The following is a 20,788-nucleotide window of genomic DNA, read 5'->3' as shown; positions in this document are numbered from 1 at the left end:
AACCGAGCGCGCAACCCATGGCGCGGCTCATACTGGCGCTTTGGCCCGTGCACAAACCACCCTGGCTTCACCAGCTTTGTTCGCAACCGTGCGAATGCTCTCGTAGGCTTTGGAACGCTCAACCAAATTCATGACTTGCCGGTCCTGGCCAAGCCCAACCTCGAAAAGCAGCATACCACCTTGCCGCAGATAGCGCCGCGCCTCCTTGATCACCCGCATATGAATGCTCAGGCCGTAAGGCCCAGCAGCGAACGCCTCACGTGGTTCAAGTTCCATCAGATGCGCGCGGTCGTTTTCGAGCCGCTTCTCGGAGATGTAAGGCGGGTTGCAAACGACCAGATCGATCGTGCCTTCGAGCTCTAGACCCGAGAAGGAATTGAACAGGTCGCCCTGCAGCACCGAAATGCGTCCGGCCAGGCCAAGATGGGCGACATTCCGGCAGGTGGTTTCGACACAGCTGTCAGTGAGATCGCTCGCCCAGACGCGCGCGGTGGGGACCTTGTATCCAATGGCGCAGGCGAGATTGCCCGCTCCGCAGCACATGTCCACGACACGCGGGACCGGCCGATTAAGTTCACGAAGCACATTGAGGGCGGTGCTGCCGAGCAATTCCGTCTCCGGGCGAGGGACGAGCACGCCGGGCGCGACAACCAACTTCAGCCCCATGAAGCCGATGCGGCCGGTGATGTAGGCGCTGGCGACATCTATTTCACCAATCACGACAACCCCGCTTTCTTGATTTGCCCATGCCCGATTTCTCAGGTCGCCCGGGTCTTCATGCCGTGAGGCGAGGCATCAGCCACCGTCGTTCCCGGGTCGGTTCACGTCGCGTAACTACTGGATCGCCGCGCTCTGCAGGTCGCTGCTGAACCTCACCTCGATGGTGTCTCCAGGCGCGACCTCAGTGTCCTGGTCGACCGGTCGACTTCTCGACGCGTCGCCGGCTCCACCGGTTATTGTGATCCGCGCCTGGAAGGTTTCGCCGGCGACCGGCAGTGGAAGAGCGGACGCCCCTGATGGCTGAAGCTTCTGGCTGGCTGCGTGGAGCCTTGCAGTGGTCTCGGCGAGGCGAAGGTCGGTGTCCCTCAACTCGTTCAGAAGGCCGATCCTTCGTTGATTTTCATTGCGTTCCTGCTGCCTGACGAAGTCTTCCTGCTGGCGCCGCGTTCTCATGAGTTCGACCGAGGTCTCGAGCGCCCGGCTCGACGACATCAGCACCGCACGTCTGACATCGGCGAGCCTGCTGTTGGTCAGGTTGCCCGATTCGAACGATTTGGTGACCCGCGCCAGATCGTCCTCATCCTGTTTCACCGCTGCCGCTTCCGTCTGCTCGCGCTTGAGCAGAACCTCGACCTCAGCCTCGGCATCCTTGGCGGTCTTGTCGAGATAGCTTTGCTCCTGTTGAAAATTGTTCAGCGAAATTCTGAGACCCTCCGCTTCCGCCTGCGCGACCGCCGATATCAATACATTCGACAGGGGCGAGCCCTGCGGCGGCTGCATGTCAAATTCTGCCTGGTTCTGAAGTTCGGCGCGGATGCGGGCGCCATGAAAGTAGTCCCTGATGTAATCCCCCCAGATCGACTCGTAGTCGCGTCGCAGATCAACGGGATCAGGTCCGCTTTGGCTTGCCCGCGACCGCAGAAGGCTGAAACCGCCGGCGACCGCAATCGCCTGCCGGACTGTCATGAGTGGCCGGTAAGCCTGCTGCCCTGGCGTCAGCACATCGCCAGTCACGTAGATCGGCCGGTACTCCGCGATCACGGCCGTGACGTCGCTCGGCTTGATGACGATCATTTGCTCCCGTCCATCAGGCAGACGCTGGTGGACGATCTTGGTTGGCAGCACCGCTTCCATGCGCGTCTGCAATTCGGCCGGCGTCAACCCGCCAACCGGGACCATCCCGAACTCGGGCAGCGCGATCGAGCCATCCATCTGGACAACCGCGCGTTGCGTTCGTTCCGCTATGGAGGCAATTCCTATCTCCACCGTGTCGCCGGGGGAGAGCTTGTAGGCGGCCGGCGCTTCGGCCGCGGTTGCGCTGCTCAAGGCCAGGCATCCGACAAGTGCTGCAAAGGAAATTCGGCTAACGAAGGCCATTGGTGGCAATCTCCTTTTGATTCAGAACCGGCTGCGGCGGCCAATCGAGATGGGCGACGAATTCGTAGACCGGTCCGCCCGGTACCCCCCAATTGCTAGACCAGATCACTTGCGACCCATCAGGGGACGGGGAGGCGTGTGTCTCGCTCCAATAATCGAACGGAGCGTTCCGCGTCTGCACGATCCGTCGGACCTCTCGACTGCCGTCGACACGCAGCGCGATCACCTCGCGCGAGTATGGAGCCCAGTCCGGCTGGCTTCGAACCTCCTCGGGATTGCCCCCGTAACTCATGAATGCCCATTCGGGCCGGTCCAAAGCGCGCAGCGACGCATGCTCGGCCTCGCCGAACTTCATGAGCGACGTGACCTTTCCATCGGACAGCCGACGTTTGATCACCTGATATTTGTCCGGGCTGGATTTGCTGATTCCGACGTAAATTTCGCTGCCGTCCGCGTCGAGAGTCATATCGCCATGGCCGGGCCGATGATGGTCCTTCCACGTCTGGCGCAAGGTGCCGTCGATTGCGAAAATGGCTCGCTGCTCGGTGCCGTCGGCCAGGTTTTGGAAACACAGGATGTTTTCTCCAAGCGGAGAAATGGTGCAGGAACTGGTCGTTCCGGCAACCTGGGCGAGATTGATGTCCGGGTATTTCAGACGCCGGTCGAGATCATATGCGAAGGCGACGGCAGCACCATCATCGCGGGTCGCGCGTACGGCAATGCGGCTGCCGTCACGACTTGGATTTCCCTTGGACGGGCCGAATTTGAGATCCCGATATTTCGCAGCGGCAAAAACTATGTCCTCACGATTGCTGCGGGGCGCCCAGGTCGAGATCTTCTGATCATCGACACAAATCATCAGATCCGCGTTTCGAGGGTGCCATTCGCACTCACCCGGCTTGTTGCGATGGAACAAAGGAACGTAGTTTTTCCCGTCGAGGAAGCACATGCCGTTGCAGCCGTTCATGAGGACAAGGAGGCTCTGATCGGCATTCCACGCTTGCGCGCTCGAGTACCGATGACTGCAATATATTTTGCCGCAGACAATTCCGCCGCCAAGAGCTCCGGGCTTGGTGATCCGAGTGAAGCTGATCCCTGTCGCCGGATCGGTTGCAGGTTTCAGGTAAGCGGGCAGATCCATTGCCGGCTCCGTGCCTGCCGCACCGCTCGGCCGGTTTCCGGCTGTGTGCAGCGCCAGCAGAGCGGCCATCAGCAGCACAGCCGGTATGAGCCGCGGAAAGGTCACGTCATATAGCTCATTTCGCGACGGACGCGGCCCTCGCTGAGGCGCGAACGCCACCACTCGATGGTTCTTTCCAGACCGTCACGCAGGCTTGTATGCGCCCGCCATCCGACTTTACTTTCAAGGTTCGAGGAATCGGCGAGCAACGCGCGAACCTCGGAGTTCTGCGGCCGCATCCGGCTTTCGTCGCGACGGACCGGTTTCCTGGTGCCACTCAACTCGAGCACCAACTCCAAAACGTCCGAGACACTGATGGCGCGCTGGCTGCCGGCATTGAAGGCATGGCCAAATTCAAGCTCGGCGGCCCCTGCCGCCACAAATGCCGCCGCAGTGTCTTCCACAAAGGTAAGGTCGCGGATAGGGCTGGTGTCGCCGACCATGATCGCCGGACAGTTCTCGTCCAGAGCCTGCCTTATGATGGTCGGCACGATGGCCCGCTCGCTCTGGCGCGGCCCGTATGTATTGAACGGCCGCAGGATTACCACCGGCACATCGAAGGACCTGGCATAAGACGCCGCCATCATGTCCGCGCCGATCTTGGATGCGGAGTAGGGGGACTGTCCCTGCAACGGGTGGGATTCGTGGATCGGCATGGTCAGAGCGGTGCCATAAACCTCGCTCGTGGACGTATGCACAATGCGCTCGGTTTCCCAGTGGCGTGCCGCTTCAAGGACATTCACGGTACCCAGCACATTGGTTTCCACATAGGATTGGGCAGCCGCATAGGAATAGGGAATCGCAATCAGCGCAGCCAGATGAAACACCACCGCCTGGCCGCGCACGATCCGGTTGATGAACGCGCTGTCACGAACGTCGCCACGAATGCATTGCAACTGGCTTCGAACGTGGTCGGGCAAATCATCCAGCCAGCCATGGCTGTCGAACGAGTTGTAGAGGGCCAGTGCCGTGACATCGGCCCCTTCGCGCACCAGCGCTTCCGTGAGGTGGGATCCGATAAATCCATCCGCACCGGTGACCAGGACTTTCCTGCCGCGATAGCTCACGACCGTGCACTCCTTCGATCGTGTGAGCCGTCAAACTGGCGAACGAACAACAATCCATTCATGCCAACTCTCCTCACTTGCCAACTCTACCCACTTGCCGCGGGAGGCAGGGACACGCCGAAAACCGCCCTAAAGCCCCGCATTATCCAGACGAGGTCCGATGCAATCGTGCGCCGCGGATAGTAGGCGAGGTCGATCGTTGCCTTGGCCGGGAACAGGACCTCTCGATAAAACAGGAGCGGATCAAGGGAGGGCGGGTAAAAACAGGCTTCGTGACGGAAGAGAACCTGGGTCGGGCCGAGCAGGCCAGGCTTCCACTGTAGGACAGCTTCATTGCCGCCGCGGAAACAATCGGCGAAGGCAAGGCTTTCCGGCCGCGGCCCGACAATTGCCATGTCCCCCGTGAAAACGTTCCACAGTTGGGGCAGCTCATCAAGTTTCGTTGCCGCGAGAAAACGGCCTACCTGCGTCATGCGGCTGTCATCGTTCATGGTCAGCGCAAGGCCGAAAGGATCGGCTGTCGTCTTGAATTTGCGGAACTTGTACATGCGAAACGGTTTTGCGCCGGCACCCAGGCGCGTCTGTACGAAAAACACCGGCCAACCACCTTCGACAAAGAGTGCAACGGCAATCAGGAGCATTAGTGGAGCGAGTACCATTCCCGCTGCTGCAGCGAGGATGATGTCCATCGCGCGTCTGGCAATTCCGTGGCTGGTGCCAGCGACGGCGGGCCGATGCATCGTCACGTCGAGTGCGTTCATGCCGCGGCTCCCGCACGCCCGCTGCTTTCAATCGCGGTGGCTAATGCAACAACCACCGACTCGATCGCACTTGCCGTAATTTGCGGGTGTAGTGGAATCGTCAATTCCCGCTGCGCGAAGTCCTCGGTCTTCGGCAGATGGATTTCAGTGAACATTTGGCGATAAAGTGTCATCTGGTGCACGGGCGTGTAGTGGATTGTAGTCTGTATCCCCTTCGTTCGCAGATGGTCGATCACCGTTTGCCGGTCGACGTCATGTGGCAGGAGGACAGGCATGATGTGGTACGCCGAGGTCCGCGGTTTGCCGAACGGGACTGTCACAGCGGAGCAATAATCTGCGATCAGACGCCGATAGAGGACGACCAATATGCGCCGGATTTCATTCCATTCCTGCAGATTCTGAAGTTGGACCAAGCCAATAGCGGCGCGCAACTCGTCCATGCGATAATTGAAACCGAGCATCGTCACGTCGTATTGCGGCGTGCGGCTGTTCAACCGCTGATGTGTGCCACTGGTCATTCCATGTCCGCGAGCCTGGCGGATCGTTTCACGGAGCTGTGCATCCCGGGCAATAACGGCCCCACCTTCCGCGGTGGTCATGTTCTTGTTGCCGTAGAAGCTGAAGGCCGCGGCCGCACCGTAAGTCCCCACCTCCTTAAGGCCGGGAGCATGCGCGGCATCCTCGACGATATGCAGTCCTCGCACACGGGCAAATCTCTGCCATTCTTCCCGGTCGGCAAGATAGCCGGCAAAGTGGACGAGAATGACAGCCTTGGTACGTCCGGTGCATTTGGCCTCCGCGTCACTTAGGGACATCAGTGGCACTTCGGCCGACTCTATGTCGACGAATACCGGTGTTGCTCCTACGTAGAGCACTGCATTCGCGGTCGCCACGAAGGTCAGCGAGGGAACCAGCACTTCGTCTCCGGGGCCGATCCCAAGCCCATGGAGAATGAGATGCAGGGCGGCGGTGCAAGAGCTGACGGCGACGCAATCGACCGCACCATGCACGGCTGCGAAGGCCTCTTCAAAGGCTCTTACCTGGTCCCCCATCGTCAGCCACCCACTGTCGACAACTTTGGCCAGGGCTGCCTTTTCCGGAAAGCCAAGAATAGGAGCGCTGACCAAGAGCATTACGACCTCCTCATATTGGCGCGGCAGGGCGTTCAGCCCTCAAGCGGCCGCTGCCGAGACCTCGATCGATGCGGACTGCTCTTCCCAGGCGATGGTTTGTGCGTTTTGAAAATCTTCAACGCGTCCGATATCCAGCCAAAGCCCGTCATGTTTGTAGACGTGCACATTCGTGCCGTTTTGCATCATCTGCAGCATGAGGTCGTCGAATCCAAAGGCGATGCCGTCAGGTATAAAACGAAAAACATCTGGATTCATGCAATATATACCCATACTTACCAGATGAGACAGCGTCGGTTTTTCGCGAAATACCTGGACAGTATTGCCGACCTCGTCGATGACGCCGAAGTCCATCTTGATGATGCGGGAAGCTGTGGCTATGGTGACTGGATCCGTATGAGTGCGGTGTGACGCCACAAACCGGCTGAGACTGAGATCGGTAAGTACGTCCCCATTGAGAACAATGAACGGCTCGTCCAGTTCCTCCCTGATCAGGGAGAGCGGGCCAATAGTGCCGAGAGGTTCCAACTCCTGGGTATAGCGTATCCTTAGATTCCACTGTGATCCGTCTCCGCATACGGTGCGGATCAAGTGCCCCAGATAGCCGGTCGTGACGTAGACATCCTGAATGCCGTTCCGTCGCAGCCACTTCAAAAGCAATTCAAGAACCGGTCGAGCACCGATCGGCATGAGAGGCTTGGGCAAGATGGATGTGAAAGGCCGAAGGCGTGTTCCCATTCCACCGCACTGAATGACCGCTTTCATCTCGTCCTCCTGTTGATACGACTGTCGCGGTGTGATGGGTCCAGCCCACCCGGCCGGAAGGTACGCCAGTGTTGGCTTCGCCTCTCCGGAGTGCAGCGATGGTAAGTGGCGCCCGAGAAGGCGTCGTCGTGCATTTGAATGGCACTTTCCCGGCCTTTTGATTTCAATATTCCAGCCGGCAGGGCATGGCGCGGCAGGGCAATCAATCAGCGCTGGGGAGCCGTAGCCGCTCGACTGGCAACTGCTGTGCGCATGTCCGGCGCCGGTAACGACCTTCTCGGAAGGGCATCGCTACCATTCGTACGAAAAAAACACTTCAATATCTGGCCCTGAAATGCGTGCGAGTGTAAGCTATATTAGAAAGTTGAAATATGCGGATGGGCGGCGGCGAGCGTCGACATACGGGGGATCAGCGGGCGGCTGATCTGTGTTGGGTCACCGTACGGTCCATCCAGACGGAGGTTTCGGCAGCTAGGGACACATGCGGGGCTGCCAAAAGGTGGGTGGTTCATGTATCGTATTATCATCGCCGACGATCACGGCCTGTATCGTCGTGGGCTGCGACTGGCATTGATGGCCGGCATGCCAGACTTGGAAATATTCGAAGCGGCGTGTTTTGATACCGTCTTAAGCCTGCTTGAAGATCGGGCGCCCGTCGATCTCGCCATCCTCGACCTGAACATGCCGGGACTGTCGGGTCAGGATGATCTTCGCGACGTCTTACCGGCTCATCCCGACACACGGTTTGCAATTGTTTCGGGGACCGATTCACGCGCCGAGATTCTGACTGCCCTTTCGATTGGGCTTCATGGCTATATCGTAAAGTCCCAAACGGACGAGGAGGTGGTCCTGGCGGTGAACGAAATCCTGGCCGGCCGTATTTACGTTCCGGCACTTCTTTCACAAAGGCCCAAGGAGTCGGTACGCCTTCCATCCGTGGCTCCCACGCAAATGCCCCACAGGACCACCAGCGTCAACAATCTGGGCAGGCTTACGTCCAGACAGAAGGAAGTCCTCAGGTTGATGGCCGAGGGTTACTCGAACAAAGAGATTGCCCGCTCTCTTGAAATTGCAGAAGCGACGACGAAGATTCATGCCGCCGCCGTCCTGCGCGAACTTGGGGCACGAAATCGGACAGAGGCCGCGGTTCTGCTGAAGACATGGGCCGCCAGAGACGTCAACTAGCGCCGATTGCTTTTGGCGGCAGCCGGACCGAATATTTCAGTCCGTGATCCAGCATCTCGAGCTTGGAAGAGTGGCCCACGATAGGTTCACCGTCAGCTCCAATAATCAACGACCCAAAGCCACGCCGAGCCGAGGTGGAGACCCTGCGCTCTCCCGATTCCGACCATTCGAACACTATGTCGGCGCCGGGCTCTTGGGCTGCGAATTGCCACACGACCTCGATCCGGCCTGCCGGAGTGCCGAGAGCCCCATGCTTCACGGAATTGGTCGTAAGTTCGTGAACGATCATTGCGAAGCTCTCAGCCGAACCCTCTGCCATTTTTACTTCGGGTCCACTGATCGAAATGTTGTGCGTCCCCATATAGGGCTGCAATTCCTGAGCAATGAGGTCACGGAGGGAAGCCGACAGGCTGCCATCGCGTGAAAGAAGCAGATGCGTCGCCTGGAGTGCGCCGATTTTTTCGATCAGTGTCTGCTTGTAACGGGCAATATCGTTGTCGGGGGCACCGACCATATTTACAAGCGCCGTGATCACCGGAAACAGATTGTTGAGCCTATGGCGCTGTTCAAGCATGGCCCGCTCTCGCTTCTTCGCCGCAGCCCGCAGCAGAATGGTTATGCGTCGATCGGTGAGATCCGCGGCGACTCCTATTCGCTGTGCACGACCGTCGCGCAATTCGTCCCGGCCCCGAAGAGCAATCCAGCGGATATGCCCGCCAGCTCGCCTGATGCGGATCTCCGCATCATAGTTGGCGCCTGATGCAAGCTCTCCCGGGGCCGCCAGATTAGGCAAGTCGGCCGGGTGAACGACCGCGGCCAATTCCTGCAATGGACGGCTCGGCGCGGGTGCCAGTCCCATCATTTCCCAGAACGCGGCTGAGCCATTCACGGACCCGCTCTCGAAATCTATACGCCACGTTCCCAATCGGCTGGACGACAGTGCCAGGTCCAACCATTCCTTTTGAGCCTGGAGTGCCTCGCGGGCGGTTCGCTCTCCAGATATATCGTCCACCATTACAAAGATGCTTTGAGGGAGAGCATCGGCTGGCACGGCCAAAGACAGCGCCAATCTTGTCCACAAAACCGTGCCATCCTTTCTCAGGAGACGGATCTCCGAGCCGAAAGAAGTCGTGTCCTTGAGGCGAGTCAACGCTTCCGCCAAAGTGTGGTTGTCGTCAGGGTGGACGAGTGCCCTGAGCGGTAGACTCGAAAGCTCTTCCTCGACATACCCTGTCATCTCACAGAGACGTTTGTTGGACCGTTGCAATTCTCCGTTCTCGCTCATGTTGGCAAAGCCGATAGCGGCACGTTCGAATGCCCAGCGATAACTGTTTTCGGTTGCCTCCAAGGCCACGAGTCTAGCCTCTGCAACCTGCAAAAGGGTGCGGTAGTCCTGCCTCTGCCGGTGGAAAGTCAGGGCGATCATCGCCCCTGCAACCAGCAGCAGAATGGCCCTAATCCAAACCTCGACGTTAATTGGGTTGCTCAGGATATCCCGCGCCAACAAGCCGACGGCCACCATCACAAACGTTGCCGCAAGGGCAATCAGGCGATCTTCGAGATATGAGATGGCAATAATGGTGGGAACAAATTCAAAAAAGCCGATGTCGTATGCCATGGAGGCGGGCAGCGCCGTCTCGACCGCAAGTGTCGCGATCAGGAGCGACATCGAGGCAAGGTGGGTCAGCAACTTGCTTGAGCTGTTCGGATGCAAATTGAGCGAAAGCAAACGCATGTGCCAAACTATAACCTTCTGACTAGTCCGTCGAGATTAGACCGAAAAGCGTACAGACTAGTCCGACCGCAGGATTGTTCCCTGGGATTGTAGCGCGCATTTTGTCCGATGTCGGGGGCGGATCGGACCGCAATTCTCCAAGCGACCTGACTGACATGTTGAAGGCACCTCCTTTTGACAGGGAGGCGTTGCCGTTTTGCGGGAGGTAAGAAAATGGCACTGGTTGGTAGGCAAGATGATGGAGTTCTTGGTCGCCAATATGGAGGTTTCGGGGGAAAGCCCGTCTCGGCCTTGAGAACGCAGGGTGGCCATGGTTCCGCCTGGCACCAAGCACCACAAAGGTTCGACGGCGTGGCCGTCGAGCCAAAGCAGAGCAGCCTTGCATCTGTTGTGGGAATGCTTGATCGCATCGGGTGTGGCTATCTGATCCTGAACAGCGACAGGAAGGTCATGGAGTGGAATTCAGCCGCTCAAAGCACCTTGGAGCGCGAGGGCGAGGCAGCTGATACGGCCGGCAAGGTGTCGGTTGCTCTGAGGCGGCTGATCGCAAACGTGCCGGGGAATTTTCTTCCCGGCACGCTTTCATGGGTGGTGATCCGCGGCATGGGCGACAGGCCCTTGGTTTTGAACGAGAAGGGCATAGCAACGCCTGACGCGACGAGTATCGTGGCGCTGCTGGATCGTGAAAACAGGTCCGGGCCAAATCCCCAGACGCTGCAAAGAATGTTTGGTCTGACGAGTGCCGAAACGCAACTCGCGCTGCGCTTGGCGCAGGGCGATGCCCCTTTGGAGATAGCCCGCAAGCGGCGCTTGAGCCGGACCACGATAAGGTCACAGCTGGCGTCGCTGTTCGCCAAGACCGAAACTCGGCGCCAGGCGGAACTGGTAGCTCTTCTTGGGCGCATATGCGTCCTGCCGTGAGGTAACGGCCGTACCATGCGCGCGCGCAACAGGCTTGTGCGCGCGCAATCTGCTGCCAGCGTGCTTGTCCGCCAGACTCACCCTACCGCCGTCGTGTGCGCACCCGGCCCAATCTTGGGCGGATTGCAAACACGTGGTTAAGCACGTGCCAGCCCGCCACCTTCATGACGGAAGGCCGGAAGATCTGAATCCCGTCCAGGAACGTGGTCAACCAGGACTGCTGGTGGAACCTCATGGGAATACGAGCAACCCGCAATGCCCGCAGCAATGTCTCGGGAGGCGGGAGATGGTTGCGGTCCTTGATGAGATTCCAGTTAAGCTGCTTGACGGCGAGGGTCACTTCGTCGACCTCGCGGAAACTCTTTGACGTTGTAATGCTTGGATGGTTCGTCGCATCGTAAAAGGTAAGCGGATCGCTTATCGCCACCATGTCCCCATGGCTGGCTAGATCGACGAAGAACAGTTGATCCACTCCGGCCGGAATCTCTTTGTGCGTGCGCATCAAGCAGCCGGCACGAATGACGTCGCTGTTGATCAACAATGTGGATGGAATAATCCCCAGGCAGCGTGTCGCACGCACCAGATAGAGGTCCATCAGGCACTGCTGGCTGGAATAAAGCGAGATCGGTTCCTGCTCCTTGGGGACTTGGCGAAATCGCACTCGCTTGTCCTCGATTATGTTTGCGGCTGACGTCATGAAGGCGACTGAGGGATACTGTTTGGCAACTTCGGCGAATGTCCTGAGTGCACCTGGCGCAAGCCAGTCATCGTCATGCAGCAACTTGATCCATCGTCCGGAGCAAGCCAGCATAGCGTTGTTGGTGTTCTCCACCTGACCGCGACCTCGACTGTTTTCGATAATGCGGATGCGAGGTTCGCTCCGTGCGTAGTCGGTCACGATAGCCCAAGTCTCGCCCTCCGGTCCCTCGTCGTCGCTCACGACCAACTCCCAATCGGAGTAATCCTGGCCCAAGACGCTGTCGATCGCCCTGCGGATCGTATCCGGTCGACGAAAGGTTGGTATCCCGACCGAGATGAAAGGGCGTGACCATGAGACATCGGCCCGGTCATGCTGGGTGACCGCAACTGCCGCTTGAAGGTTGTCAATCGACGACGAATTCATGGTGTTTTTTCCTCGAGACATTCATGTTGGACGCACGTTGCAGCGCCTGCTGGTTGAGGGTCGTGGGTCAACAGGTACAGTGATGCTGCCATTTTCAGAGCGAAACCCGACGCGCCGCCGGCGGCCATGAAATAGATGACGGTGACTGGCTGCCAGCCCGCCTGGGCGCCGGCGAGCAGTGGGCCAAACACGAGAACCGCCCGTGCGAGGTCGATGACCAGTCTTGTTCCTTGCCGCCGTAACAGAGCGGGAACGTCGCTGAGCGGAGTCGACAACGCCTGTGCCGCGCCCATCAGCGCCAGTGCGGTCATGATTTCCGCAGTGGGCATCCAAGGCTCGCCCAGAAGCGGAACGACCACATAAGGCGCGGCGAGGCCGAGCAGCAAGATTGGCACCGCGGTAAAGGCGGCGGCCAGCAGGAGAAGCCCGCGCGCCACACCAAGCAGGTGTCCACGATTGCTGTTCCGGTTTGCTTCGGCGACAAAAACATTGCTGAGCGGTGTGGCGATCAGCGTCACCGGACCGGTGACCAGCCGCGCGGCCACGCCCAAATATCCGGCAAATGCGGTGCCGAACAGCCCGCCGACAAGGACTGCTGGAAGATTGTTGATTGCTATGCTCGCGAGCGTTGCGGGAATATCGAACAGAGGAAATTTGTATTCCCGCCGAGCCTTTTCCAGCACCGCACGCCAAGGTGCCCAGGCGATGCCACGCAAATCCTTCCAACTCATCACCCGACAGCCGATCAGCCCGATGAAGACGAACTGGCTCAGAATATGCGCATGGATCATGGCTTCGCCGCCGAGGTTGGCGATGCCGAAAGCCAATTGCAGTGCAGCCATGCTCGCCGGCAGGATCAGGCGCCCGAGAGCAAAATCGCGCAAAAGCCCGGCACGCAGACTCCAGCAGTTCATGGCTTCGACCAGACCTGCGCCTCCCATTCCAATCGGAATGAGCCAGGCGAGCGAGCCGAGGCGATCGGGAGCAAGGTTCGACAGCATCTGTCCGGCCGAAAAGGCCAGGACGGTCGTCACGAACACAGCCAAGAGAATAAGCTTGACCGTCACATAGGCCTGCGCGCTCCCCTTGACCCCATAGAGCGAAGCCTCGAAGCGCAATGCCGCGACCCCGGCGAGTATATTCACTATCGACAGGTAAATCGTAAAGACGCCGAAATCGGCCGGCGAATAGAGCCGCGCCAAAACCGGGATTGCAGCAAGAAGGGTGAGCTGGCCGACAATCGCCATTGCCGACACTCCGCTTGCCGCACGAATGATCGAGCCGATCGGGCTCGGTCGAACAACGATGATGGCTGTGCCGGCCGCAGGAACCGTCTTGGGTCTCAGAAGGTCGCTTGGTGCCATTGGTTCGCGCTTCCGAGGGAGGCAAATATCGGGGATTGCCGGAGCCTACGATGCACACCGGACCTTGCCATCATTCACCTGAATGACGCGCTCTGCTGACAGGCTGCACCGTGAATCGTCCTGGCCGCTCCCTGGATGAACCGCCCCCGGATCGTTCGTAGCCCAAGGACGAGCCTGTGGCCGTCATGCTATTTGCTCGCGCAAGAGGTCAGCGCTGTCCTCGAGCCGATATCCGGCATGTTTCTTCAGATTCACGCGCGTGAGGACACTGCCGACAGGTATCGCAAGAGAACCGTTGCCCTGAAGGAGTTCCAGCACCCCGCGAGCGAGGGTGCGTGGCGTTTTCCTCCATCGGATGGCGAAAAGAACCACGTCCGCCCATCCTGGCAGAAATTTGGCTTCCGGCCGCCCCAGCGCCGACGGCAGGTTTATGATCACGATGCGATAGGTCGCGTGCAGATCCGCCATCACTTTGCCTCCGTCCTCGCATGATAGCAGCGCCAGCAGGTCGTCCGACGGAGCGGCGGTCATCACGTCGATCCCGATTTCATGCAGCCTGGCAACGGCACCTTCCAGGTCGCAGCGATTGCAAACATAGTCAGCGAAGGAATGGCGGTTCTTGCGCTCGCTAAATTGGTGCAGGAACTCGAGCGTGAGCTGAACGCCCTTGCGTTCAAGATCGACCAACAGGACTCGACCGCCCAGTCGCGTGCCGGCGAGCGCCAGGCTCCACGCGAGCTCGGTCCCGCCATCCTGCGGCACGCTGGAGGTGACAAGCGCCGTGTACGACGAACGAGCCCTTAGCGCATTTGGTGCCGCCGCGATCAGCAACGACGTCACGGCGCGGCTATATGCGGACCTGCGCTCCCCCAGCACGAGGTTTCGCAGTTGTTTGGCATGCATTCCGCATGCTTCGGGGATCTGCCCCATACATGGAACCTTGAGCACCGCTTCCGCCTCGGCCTCGCCACGGAAAGTCCGGTCAAAATGATTGCGCATCGTGACGTACATCGCCCCAAGGATAGCGAATAGGATCATCCCGGGGGGAACAAGGAAGATGGCTGGCAATGTCTGCGGGATAGTCGGCGGCCAAGCCGCGGACAGGATCGAAATTCCAGCCGAGGGAACTCCGATACGCCGCGTCAAATCCTGTTGTCGACCAAGGAGTTCGTTATATCGCTGGGTCAGCAGGCTGACCTGCGGCTCGAGAGCCCGCAAGCCGGAAAGCCGGCTGGCGGTGTCGGCCATGACCGCATCCAGGATGTTCTTTCGGCTCTCAAGAGCGGCGATCTGGGCGCGGAAAATGTTTGCATCGGCAGCAATCTTGTCGACGCCTTGTTCGATCTTGCTTTGCGTCGTGGTTCTGAGTTCCTCGTCTGCCGGCGCGAGAGCCTGTCGAGCCGCAAGGTCGGCAAGTTCAGGCGCGCCAATAGCTTCGGCCAGGGCGATGAGAGAGGCCCCTTGCTCTCGAAGCTGCTGGACGTACCGTAGCCGAGATTCCACGGCGGCGAGATCCGCCTTTGACATCGACAATTGCTGGCTGAGGTCGGCCCGTTCCCTGGCTGCATTGTCCGCCGAGCCTTGGTCGATGGCTCCGTGACTCAGCCGATATTTCTCAAGGCGGTCAGCCGCTGCCTGCAGATCATTTTGCAGCCCGGGCAGACTGGCGGTGATTGCATCGAGCTCTTGCTGGTCGGATGCCTGCCTTTTCTTCGTTAGGGTGTCGACATAAACCTGAGCGAATGTGTTGGCCACGAGCGCCGCCCGGGCGGGGCTGTCATCGGCGAAAGCGACGGAGATCACTCTCGATCGCAGCTCCTGCCCGACCCGCATGCCTCGCCGCAAAGCTCTCAACTCGGAGGCATCCTCGGCTTGTGGACTGTTGGCTGCCTGGTCCGCCCCTGGCCACAGCCGGTCCAGTAGACCGTCGGCAAGTGAGCGTGTCCTTGGGGGAGGGGTGGCAGACGGTTCAAGCCGGGAATTCCTGCTAGCGGAATTGTCCTGTCCGGTTTCCGCCGCACCTGTCTTGCGTAGTGCCGCCATGACGCGGCGCAGGTGATCTTGCGACGATAGCATCGTGATGTGGTCATCTATGCTTGAATCAACGAGGTCCTGCGAAGACGGGGCGCCGACGGGCAGTGAACCGCGCGAGGGGGCGTCGACGATAAGCTGGGTTGTTGACTCATAGAGAACTGGTCGGAGGCTTCCCAGCAACCCCGCCAACAAGCCGCCCAACACAGCGAAAGCAACAATAGACCATTTTCTCCTTGCCAAAATCACGAAGAGTTGGCGCGACGCGGTGGGCGGCTCGACATATTCACGCAATGACCGCACGTGCACTCTGCCTTCGAGAACCGGTGCTGGCAGTTGATTGACCCGTGGCAGCTGGATCGGGCTGATTGCGGAACCTACCATCTTACACTCCTGCCAGGTCGAGTTCATGAGTTGGGCCGGTTTGCTGTGCTTGCCGATTGGCCTTGCTCCGCCAGGCCTGGAACATCAACGCGGACCACAATTCGCGCGAGCGGTTATGGCCATCAATGTGATCGCGCCAGCAGGCGTCGAACTTCGCAGTGTCCAATACGTCACTGCTTTCGGTTCGCATGTCGGCGAGAAGATCGGTAGCCCAGTTGCGCAGCGGACCCCGCAGCCATGCAGCAATAGGGACATCGAAGCCTTGTTTCGGACGCTCGATCAGGGGCTGCGGGAGATAGCGGCGTAGCAATTGGCGAAGGATCCATTTGCCGGCGCCATCACGAACTTTCATGTTGGACGGCAGCCGCCAGGAGAATTCGACAACGCGGTGGTCAAGCAGAGGACACCGACCCTCAAGGCTGTTGGCCATGGTGGCACGGTCCAGCTTCACCAAGATATCGCCAGGCAAATAGCCCGCCATGTCATCGTACAGAAGACGGGAGAGCAGGTCGTCAAGCGGCGGACCGCCGTAGCCGTGGGTTGGTTGTGTCGGCCGCTGATATCCCAAGTTTTCAGCCTGTGGCCGCGCCAGCCGCTGAAACAATTCGTCTTCGTTCGATGCCGTGAGCAGCCGGGCGAGGCGTTCCATTCGGTCGCTCCGGATAAAATGCCTCGCGCTCGCAGAGAGCGGCAGTTTGCCAACGGCATCGTCACGTCCGGCGCGTGCGAAAAAACCTGCCCCCGCCGCCAAGGTTCGGCGCAGTTGTCGGGGCAGGTGCAGGTGTCGTTTCAGCCGCTCCGCCATGAAGTGGCGGCCGTATCCTGCGAAGCACTCGTCACCACCGTCGCCCGACAGCGCTACGGTGACGTGCTGACGAGCGAGCCTGGCAACAAGCAAGGTCGGTATTTGCGATTCATCGGCGAAGGGTTCATCCCAGACCTGGGGCAACTCGGGAATGACGTCACGTGCGGCGCTTGGCGAGAGGTGAAGTTCGGAGTGGTCGGTACCCAGATGACGCGCAACGGCCGCTGCGTATGGAGCTTCATCAAAGCCGCCCTCTGCGAACGAGATCGTGAAGCTGCGAACCGGCTTGCAGGATTGGGCCTGCATCAAGGCGATCACGGCTGAGCTGTCGATGCCCCCCGACAGGAAGCCGCCCAAAGGGACGTCGGCGATCATGCGTTCCCGCACAGCCAGCCGAAGCCGGTTGTCCAGTTCGTCAATGAGGTCTTCGTCGGTGCCGATGACGGGGTTCCGTCGCCCATCGGCAGCGACGTCAGCCAGCGACCACCAGCGGTGAACGCATCGGGAAAGACGGTCCGCGCTGCGGTCTTCGGCAAAAGTCGCCGCCGTGACGGAAAGGACGGAACCAGGCGGCAGTTTGAACACGCTTCGCCAGATACAGCGATGGTCCGGTACCCATCCCGTCGAAAGCATTGCCGCGGCGGCATCAAGATCAAGGTCGGGAGAAAAGCCCGGAAAGCAATTGATCGCCTTCAGCTCAGAGGCGAAAACCAGCGCATCTCGGATCGATGCGACATAGAGGGGCTTTTTGCCCATTCTGTCGCGGGCCAGATGCAGGGTTCTTGTCTTGAGATCCCACAATGCGAAGACGAACATCCCGGCAAAGCGATTGAGGGCGGCCTCAAGCCCCCAATGCTCGATTGCGCACAGCATCACTTCGGTGTCGCTGGCGCCTTGAAAGGTTTGGCCCGCACTCTCGAGTTCGCAACGCAAATCGCGAAAATTGTATATCTCACCGTTGAAGGTGATCACGTACCGACCGCTGGCGGAATGCATCGGCTGGTGCCCGGCGGCTGACAGATCGACAATTGCCAACCGCCTGTGGCCCAGTGCGATTCCAGCTTCGCGGTCGATCCAGAGCCCTTGGCCGTCCGGCCCCCGGTGACGCAGCGATGCAGTCATCCGCCCGATCGCTCCGAGCGGCTTTATGTCCGCGGCGTCGGAAGCCAATAGAATTCCCGCGATCCCACACATTAGGACACCCTCGGTTCAGCAAGCTGCCGCCGAAGTGCGGTCGGATTTCCGGCAACGAGGCAGAAAGCCAGCGAAAACCACACGATTGGATGGCGGATGATCAGGTGAGGCATGCTGAAGATTATCGTCGAGACACCAAGCACCAGCAGGGCGTCGAATCCTCCTCGCCAGGCGAAGCACATGGCGGCTCCCCCGATCCAGACCAACGCGATGACGGCGAGCAATCCGCCCTGCAGGTAAAGGTCGAGAACAGTATTGTGCGCTTCGAAAGGTCGCTGCAGAAATTGACGGTCGGCGACGGGCGGCCGCTCGAGGTGAGGACCAGGACCCAGTCCCAGCGACCCGGATTTCAATCCTTTTTCGACGGCCTCCTGCCACAAATAGAGCCGGAGTTCGAACGTTTCGATGGTCCCTTCCCCGCCTTCGTCTTTGGTGAGGTTCTTGGCAAAATTGGCGACGCTGGTCTCTTCGGTGAGCGCGTACGGCGTCATTGCAAGCGCTAGAGGCAAGGAACCCGCCAACAGCAGAATTGCCGCCATGCGGGGCATGCTGGCGCGGCCACTCGCTGCTATCCATGCACGAAGCCTCAATCCGATAAAGATGAGGCAGCTCAGGATGCTGGTGTAGAGATAGGTGTCGCTCTTCGTCAGCCGGCCGACATAGAAGGTCAGGAGCAGGCATGAGAATGCAAGCAAACGAGCCCATGGGTTGCGGGTGGTCGTAGCAAGATGCAAAGCCAGTGGGCCAAAAAGCGCGCAATAGAGCGCAAGTTGGTTCGGGTTCTCGGACCAGCCACGGAACCTGTCCCAGAACCAGGGATCGACGCCGGACTGGTGGGCTACCCCAAATGCCAGTCCCAGCTGAATCACGAAGCTCCCATTGGCGATGGCGATCACCCACCACGCACTGCGGCGAAGGTGACGATCGGCGTCGGGCTCCGCGGCCGCCAAGCATGTGAAGCTTGCCAGCAACACATAGGCCATAACGTCATGTACCAGCCCGGTCAGATAAAGAACGGTGGTCAGGTAACCGACGATCGTGCCGATCCCCAAAGCGAGCGACAGGAGCAGCCAGAAGCTCGCCAGTTGGACAAAAGCGGGTGTGATCTGGAGACGACCGCCAGCGAGTATTCGTCCAATCGCCAGAACGATCCAGATCGCGATGAACAATTCGCCATAGCCGAGCGGCAATCCCGGAACACCCAGTTGCGTCGCATAAGACATCGCAACTCCCAGGGCGAGCAAGGCGTCCCGGATCATTGATGTGCCCCGCCTCGGTGATTTGCGAGGCCGCCTCCAAGCCCGACGGCAGGGAGCGGTCGCATGTGCCCCGCGCGGAGTGTGTTTTCGTAAAGGTCGCAGTACTGGTCGACCACCAGTGGCAGGGCAAACCGCCTCCGGACAAGTTCAACAGAACGGGCGCCCATCGCCTTGGCCGCCGCGCGGTCGGACAGCAAGTCTATCGTTCGCGAGGCGAGGGCATCGGCATCATGCGGCGCAACCAGGTAGCCATTCCATCCGTCTTCGACGACGTCGCTGCAGCCTGGCATCCTTGAGGCCACGATGGGGAGTCCCGCCAGCCCCGCCTCCAGCAATACACGCGGAATCCCCTCGCGATACTGAGTGGGAAAGGCGAATACATCGGACATGCCAAGGAGATCGGCGACATCGCGTCGCGGACCCAAGGCCAGCACATGAGGTGCATGCCGATCGAGCTCCGATTTGTCGATTGCGAATGAGCCCTCGGATTCTCGTGGGCCGACGAGCACAAACCGCGCCGCGGGCCTTGCGGACAGGATGCGAGGGATCGCATTGAGAAGGGTCGCCACGCCTTTCTGGCGCGTCAAACGGCCGACGAAGATCACCACTTCGGCGGACTGAAGGCCGAGGTCCTTTCGCATCTTCGTTGCTGAGGACCCGAGATGGCGCACCGTTGCGAACGCATCGACATCGATTCCGGAACTGCGTATCAGTCGCGAAGTTCCGCGGCCGATCAGCTGAAAGCGCTCGAAGAACAGTTGGTCGTCGCGATTTTGGAATACGGTCGCTGCCGTCCAGGAAGACGCAAGCCATTGCAGTGCGCAATAGACCGGACGCAAGGCCAGGGCTCGAGGCTCCAGCGATGAGAACGTCCACCCCAGTCCGTTGATGGTACGAATGACCGGAACAGTTCCCCGTACCGAAAGGGGCGTCAACAGATTTGGCTTGGTGTCGAAGCTCTGGATGAGGTCAGGCTGAAGCTCCTGCATCAAGCGGCGCATCGTTCGGAGAGTGCGCCATTCCCCGCCTCCGCTTGCAAAGCGGTCGAAGGAGAACCTGTGATGCGAAATGTCATGCCGAAGAAACGGTACGGGAGAACCGCTCGAGACCGCCGTAACGCGAAAGCCTTTCTCTCGCAGCGCGATGAGGAAGGGAACTCTCAAGGCGTGATCCTCGCCTCCTACGCAGACCAGGTGCGGGTTCATCTGCCTCTCCCAAGCGCACATGGCCGATTGGCTCTCGATGCTGCCATGGCCCGGTTTTCATCACCTCTGAGCGCATGCCGCCCGAGTGCACGCTAGGGGGACACCAGGTGCCTGTCCTCGTCCGTTTGAATGACACAAGGGATGTTTGGAAGGGTGGCGACCAGCGAGGCGAGATTCCCTCGCGATTGCCGGAGCGTTCATGTGACTCGTGTCTTGCGGGATGAGCGCGGTGCTTGCCTGAGCCGGTACGGGTGGCTGGTCTGCGCACCTTGGTTGTCAAAGGTTTTCGAGTGTCCAATTGCGGCGGCGCGGTGCCTGAGCTCCGCGGTTCGCTGATGGCAAAAAATCTTTGACGCGTGGTTGCGCTGGGCCGTCAAGTCGGCCCTCGGCCCGCGTCGCCCGGTCTTCAGGACGGAACCGGCACGTCAGCTGTTGGTCCACTCATCCGGAACATCTGTCGGGGGGGGGGGGGGGGGGGGGGGGGGGGGGGGGGGAGAAAAAAAAAAAAAAAAAAATAATGTGGGTGAGATGGTAAGGAGGGAAGAGAAAAGGAAGAGAGAGTAGGCAGCGAGGAAGTGAGTT

16 protein-coding genes are annotated in these 20,788 nt (G+C 59.7%); 2 read left to right on the top strand and 14 right to left on the bottom strand.

The window, feature by feature from the left end:
* Positions 1–27: 27 nt before the first annotated feature.
* From AC0L2U_RS20690 to AC0L2U_RS20660, 7 genes are all read right to left on the bottom strand, one after another.
* Positions 28–720, bottom strand: coding sequence for a N5-glutamine methyltransferase family protein (locus AC0L2U_RS20690; RefSeq protein ID WP_164873900.1), 693 nt, complete (start codon positions 718–720; stop codon positions 28–30).
* A 114-nt stretch (positions 721–834) separates the two neighbouring features.
* Positions 835–2,046, bottom strand: a complete 1,212-nt coding sequence (locus tag AC0L2U_RS20685) for a polysaccharide biosynthesis/export family protein (RefSeq protein ID WP_292632279.1) — start codon at positions 2,044–2,046, stop codon at positions 835–837.
* A 37-nt stretch (positions 2,047–2,083) separates the two neighbouring features.
* Entirely contained in the window at positions 2,084–3,343 is a 1,260-nt protein-coding gene (locus AC0L2U_RS20680; RefSeq protein WP_127811194.1) for a hypothetical protein, read from the bottom strand.
* On the bottom strand, positions 3,340–4,344 hold the full coding sequence (locus AC0L2U_RS20675) for an SDR family NAD(P)-dependent oxidoreductase (RefSeq protein ID WP_473602582.1): 1,005 nt from the start codon (positions 4,342–4,344) through the stop codon (positions 3,340–3,342). Before AC0L2U_RS20675 ends, AC0L2U_RS20680 begins: the two co-directional genes overlap by 4 nt.
* An 86-nt stretch (positions 4,345–4,430) precedes the next feature.
* Positions 4,431–5,105, bottom strand: a complete 675-nt coding sequence (locus tag AC0L2U_RS20670) for a sugar transferase (protein ID WP_127811193.1) — start codon at positions 5,103–5,105, stop codon at positions 4,431–4,433.
* Entirely contained in the window at positions 5,102–6,238 is a 1,137-nt protein-coding gene (locus AC0L2U_RS20665) for a DegT/DnrJ/EryC1/StrS family aminotransferase (RefSeq protein ID WP_127811192.1), read from the bottom strand. Before AC0L2U_RS20665 ends, AC0L2U_RS20670 begins: the two co-directional genes overlap by 4 nt.
* 39 nt (positions 6,239–6,277) lie before the next feature.
* Positions 6,278–7,000: a nucleotidyltransferase family protein gene (locus AC0L2U_RS20660; protein WP_127396530.1), complete on the bottom strand. Its 723-nt coding sequence runs from the start codon at positions 6,998–7,000 to the stop codon at positions 6,278–6,280.
* A 510-nt stretch (positions 7,001–7,510) separates the two neighbouring features.
* Between AC0L2U_RS20660 and AC0L2U_RS20655 the strand changes: the two genes are divergently transcribed.
* Complete coding sequence (locus AC0L2U_RS20655) at positions 7,511–8,185, top strand: LuxR C-terminal-related transcriptional regulator (RefSeq protein ID WP_127811191.1); 675 nt, start codon at positions 7,511–7,513, stop codon at positions 8,183–8,185.
* Here AC0L2U_RS20655 and AC0L2U_RS20650 read toward each other — a convergent pair.
* A complete protein-coding gene (locus tag AC0L2U_RS20650; RefSeq protein WP_292632284.1) occupies positions 8,178–9,920 on the bottom strand; it encodes a PAS domain-containing protein in 1,743 nt (580 codons plus the stop codon). The genes AC0L2U_RS20655 and AC0L2U_RS20650 overlap by 8 nt on opposite strands.
* 213 nt (positions 9,921–10,133) lie before the next feature.
* Here AC0L2U_RS20650 and AC0L2U_RS20645 point away from each other — a divergent pair, with 213 nt between their 5' ends.
* Positions 10,134–10,841 (top strand): helix-turn-helix transcriptional regulator, encoded by a 708-nt coding sequence (locus AC0L2U_RS20645; protein ID WP_292699520.1) that lies wholly within the window; start codon positions 10,134–10,136, stop codon positions 10,839–10,841.
* A gap of 82 nt (positions 10,842–10,923) precedes the next feature.
* Here the strand turns inward: AC0L2U_RS20645 and AC0L2U_RS20640 are convergent, their stop codons facing one another.
* The 6 genes from AC0L2U_RS20640 to AC0L2U_RS20615 form a co-directional block, all read right to left on the bottom strand.
* Positions 10,924–11,964, bottom strand: coding sequence for a glycosyltransferase family 2 protein (locus tag AC0L2U_RS20640; protein ID WP_127267494.1), 1,041 nt, complete (start codon positions 11,962–11,964; stop codon positions 10,924–10,926).
* Positions 11,961–13,328: an oligosaccharide flippase family protein gene (locus AC0L2U_RS20635; protein ID WP_292655408.1), complete on the bottom strand. Its 1,368-nt coding sequence runs from the start codon at positions 13,326–13,328 to the stop codon at positions 11,961–11,963. Before AC0L2U_RS20635 ends, AC0L2U_RS20640 begins: the two co-directional genes overlap by 4 nt.
* A gap of 183 nt (positions 13,329–13,511) precedes the next feature.
* On the bottom strand, positions 13,512–15,743 hold the full coding sequence (locus AC0L2U_RS20630) for a GumC family protein (protein WP_292699517.1): 2,232 nt from the start codon (positions 15,741–15,743) through the stop codon (positions 13,512–13,514).
* 1 nt (position 15,744) lies between these two features.
* Positions 15,745–17,742, bottom strand: coding sequence for an asparagine synthase (glutamine-hydrolyzing) (gene asnB / locus AC0L2U_RS20625; protein WP_292699514.1), 1,998 nt, complete (start codon positions 17,740–17,742; stop codon positions 15,745–15,747).
* Entirely contained in the window at positions 17,742–19,001 is a 1,260-nt protein-coding gene (locus AC0L2U_RS20620; protein ID WP_128287387.1) for an O-antigen ligase family protein, read from the bottom strand. Before AC0L2U_RS20620 ends, asnB begins: the two co-directional genes overlap by 1 nt.
* Positions 18,998–20,206: a glycosyltransferase family 4 protein gene (locus AC0L2U_RS20615; protein ID WP_128287386.1), complete on the bottom strand. Its 1,209-nt coding sequence runs from the start codon at positions 20,204–20,206 to the stop codon at positions 18,998–19,000. Before AC0L2U_RS20615 ends, AC0L2U_RS20620 begins: the two co-directional genes overlap by 4 nt.
* Positions 20,207–20,788: the final 582 nt, after the last annotated feature.

The sequence above is a fragment of the Mesorhizobium sp. WSM4808 genome, from assembly GCF_055811675.1.
The sequence above is the reverse complement of the archived record's forward strand: the minus strand, read 5'-3'. Positions and strand labels throughout refer to the sequence as shown.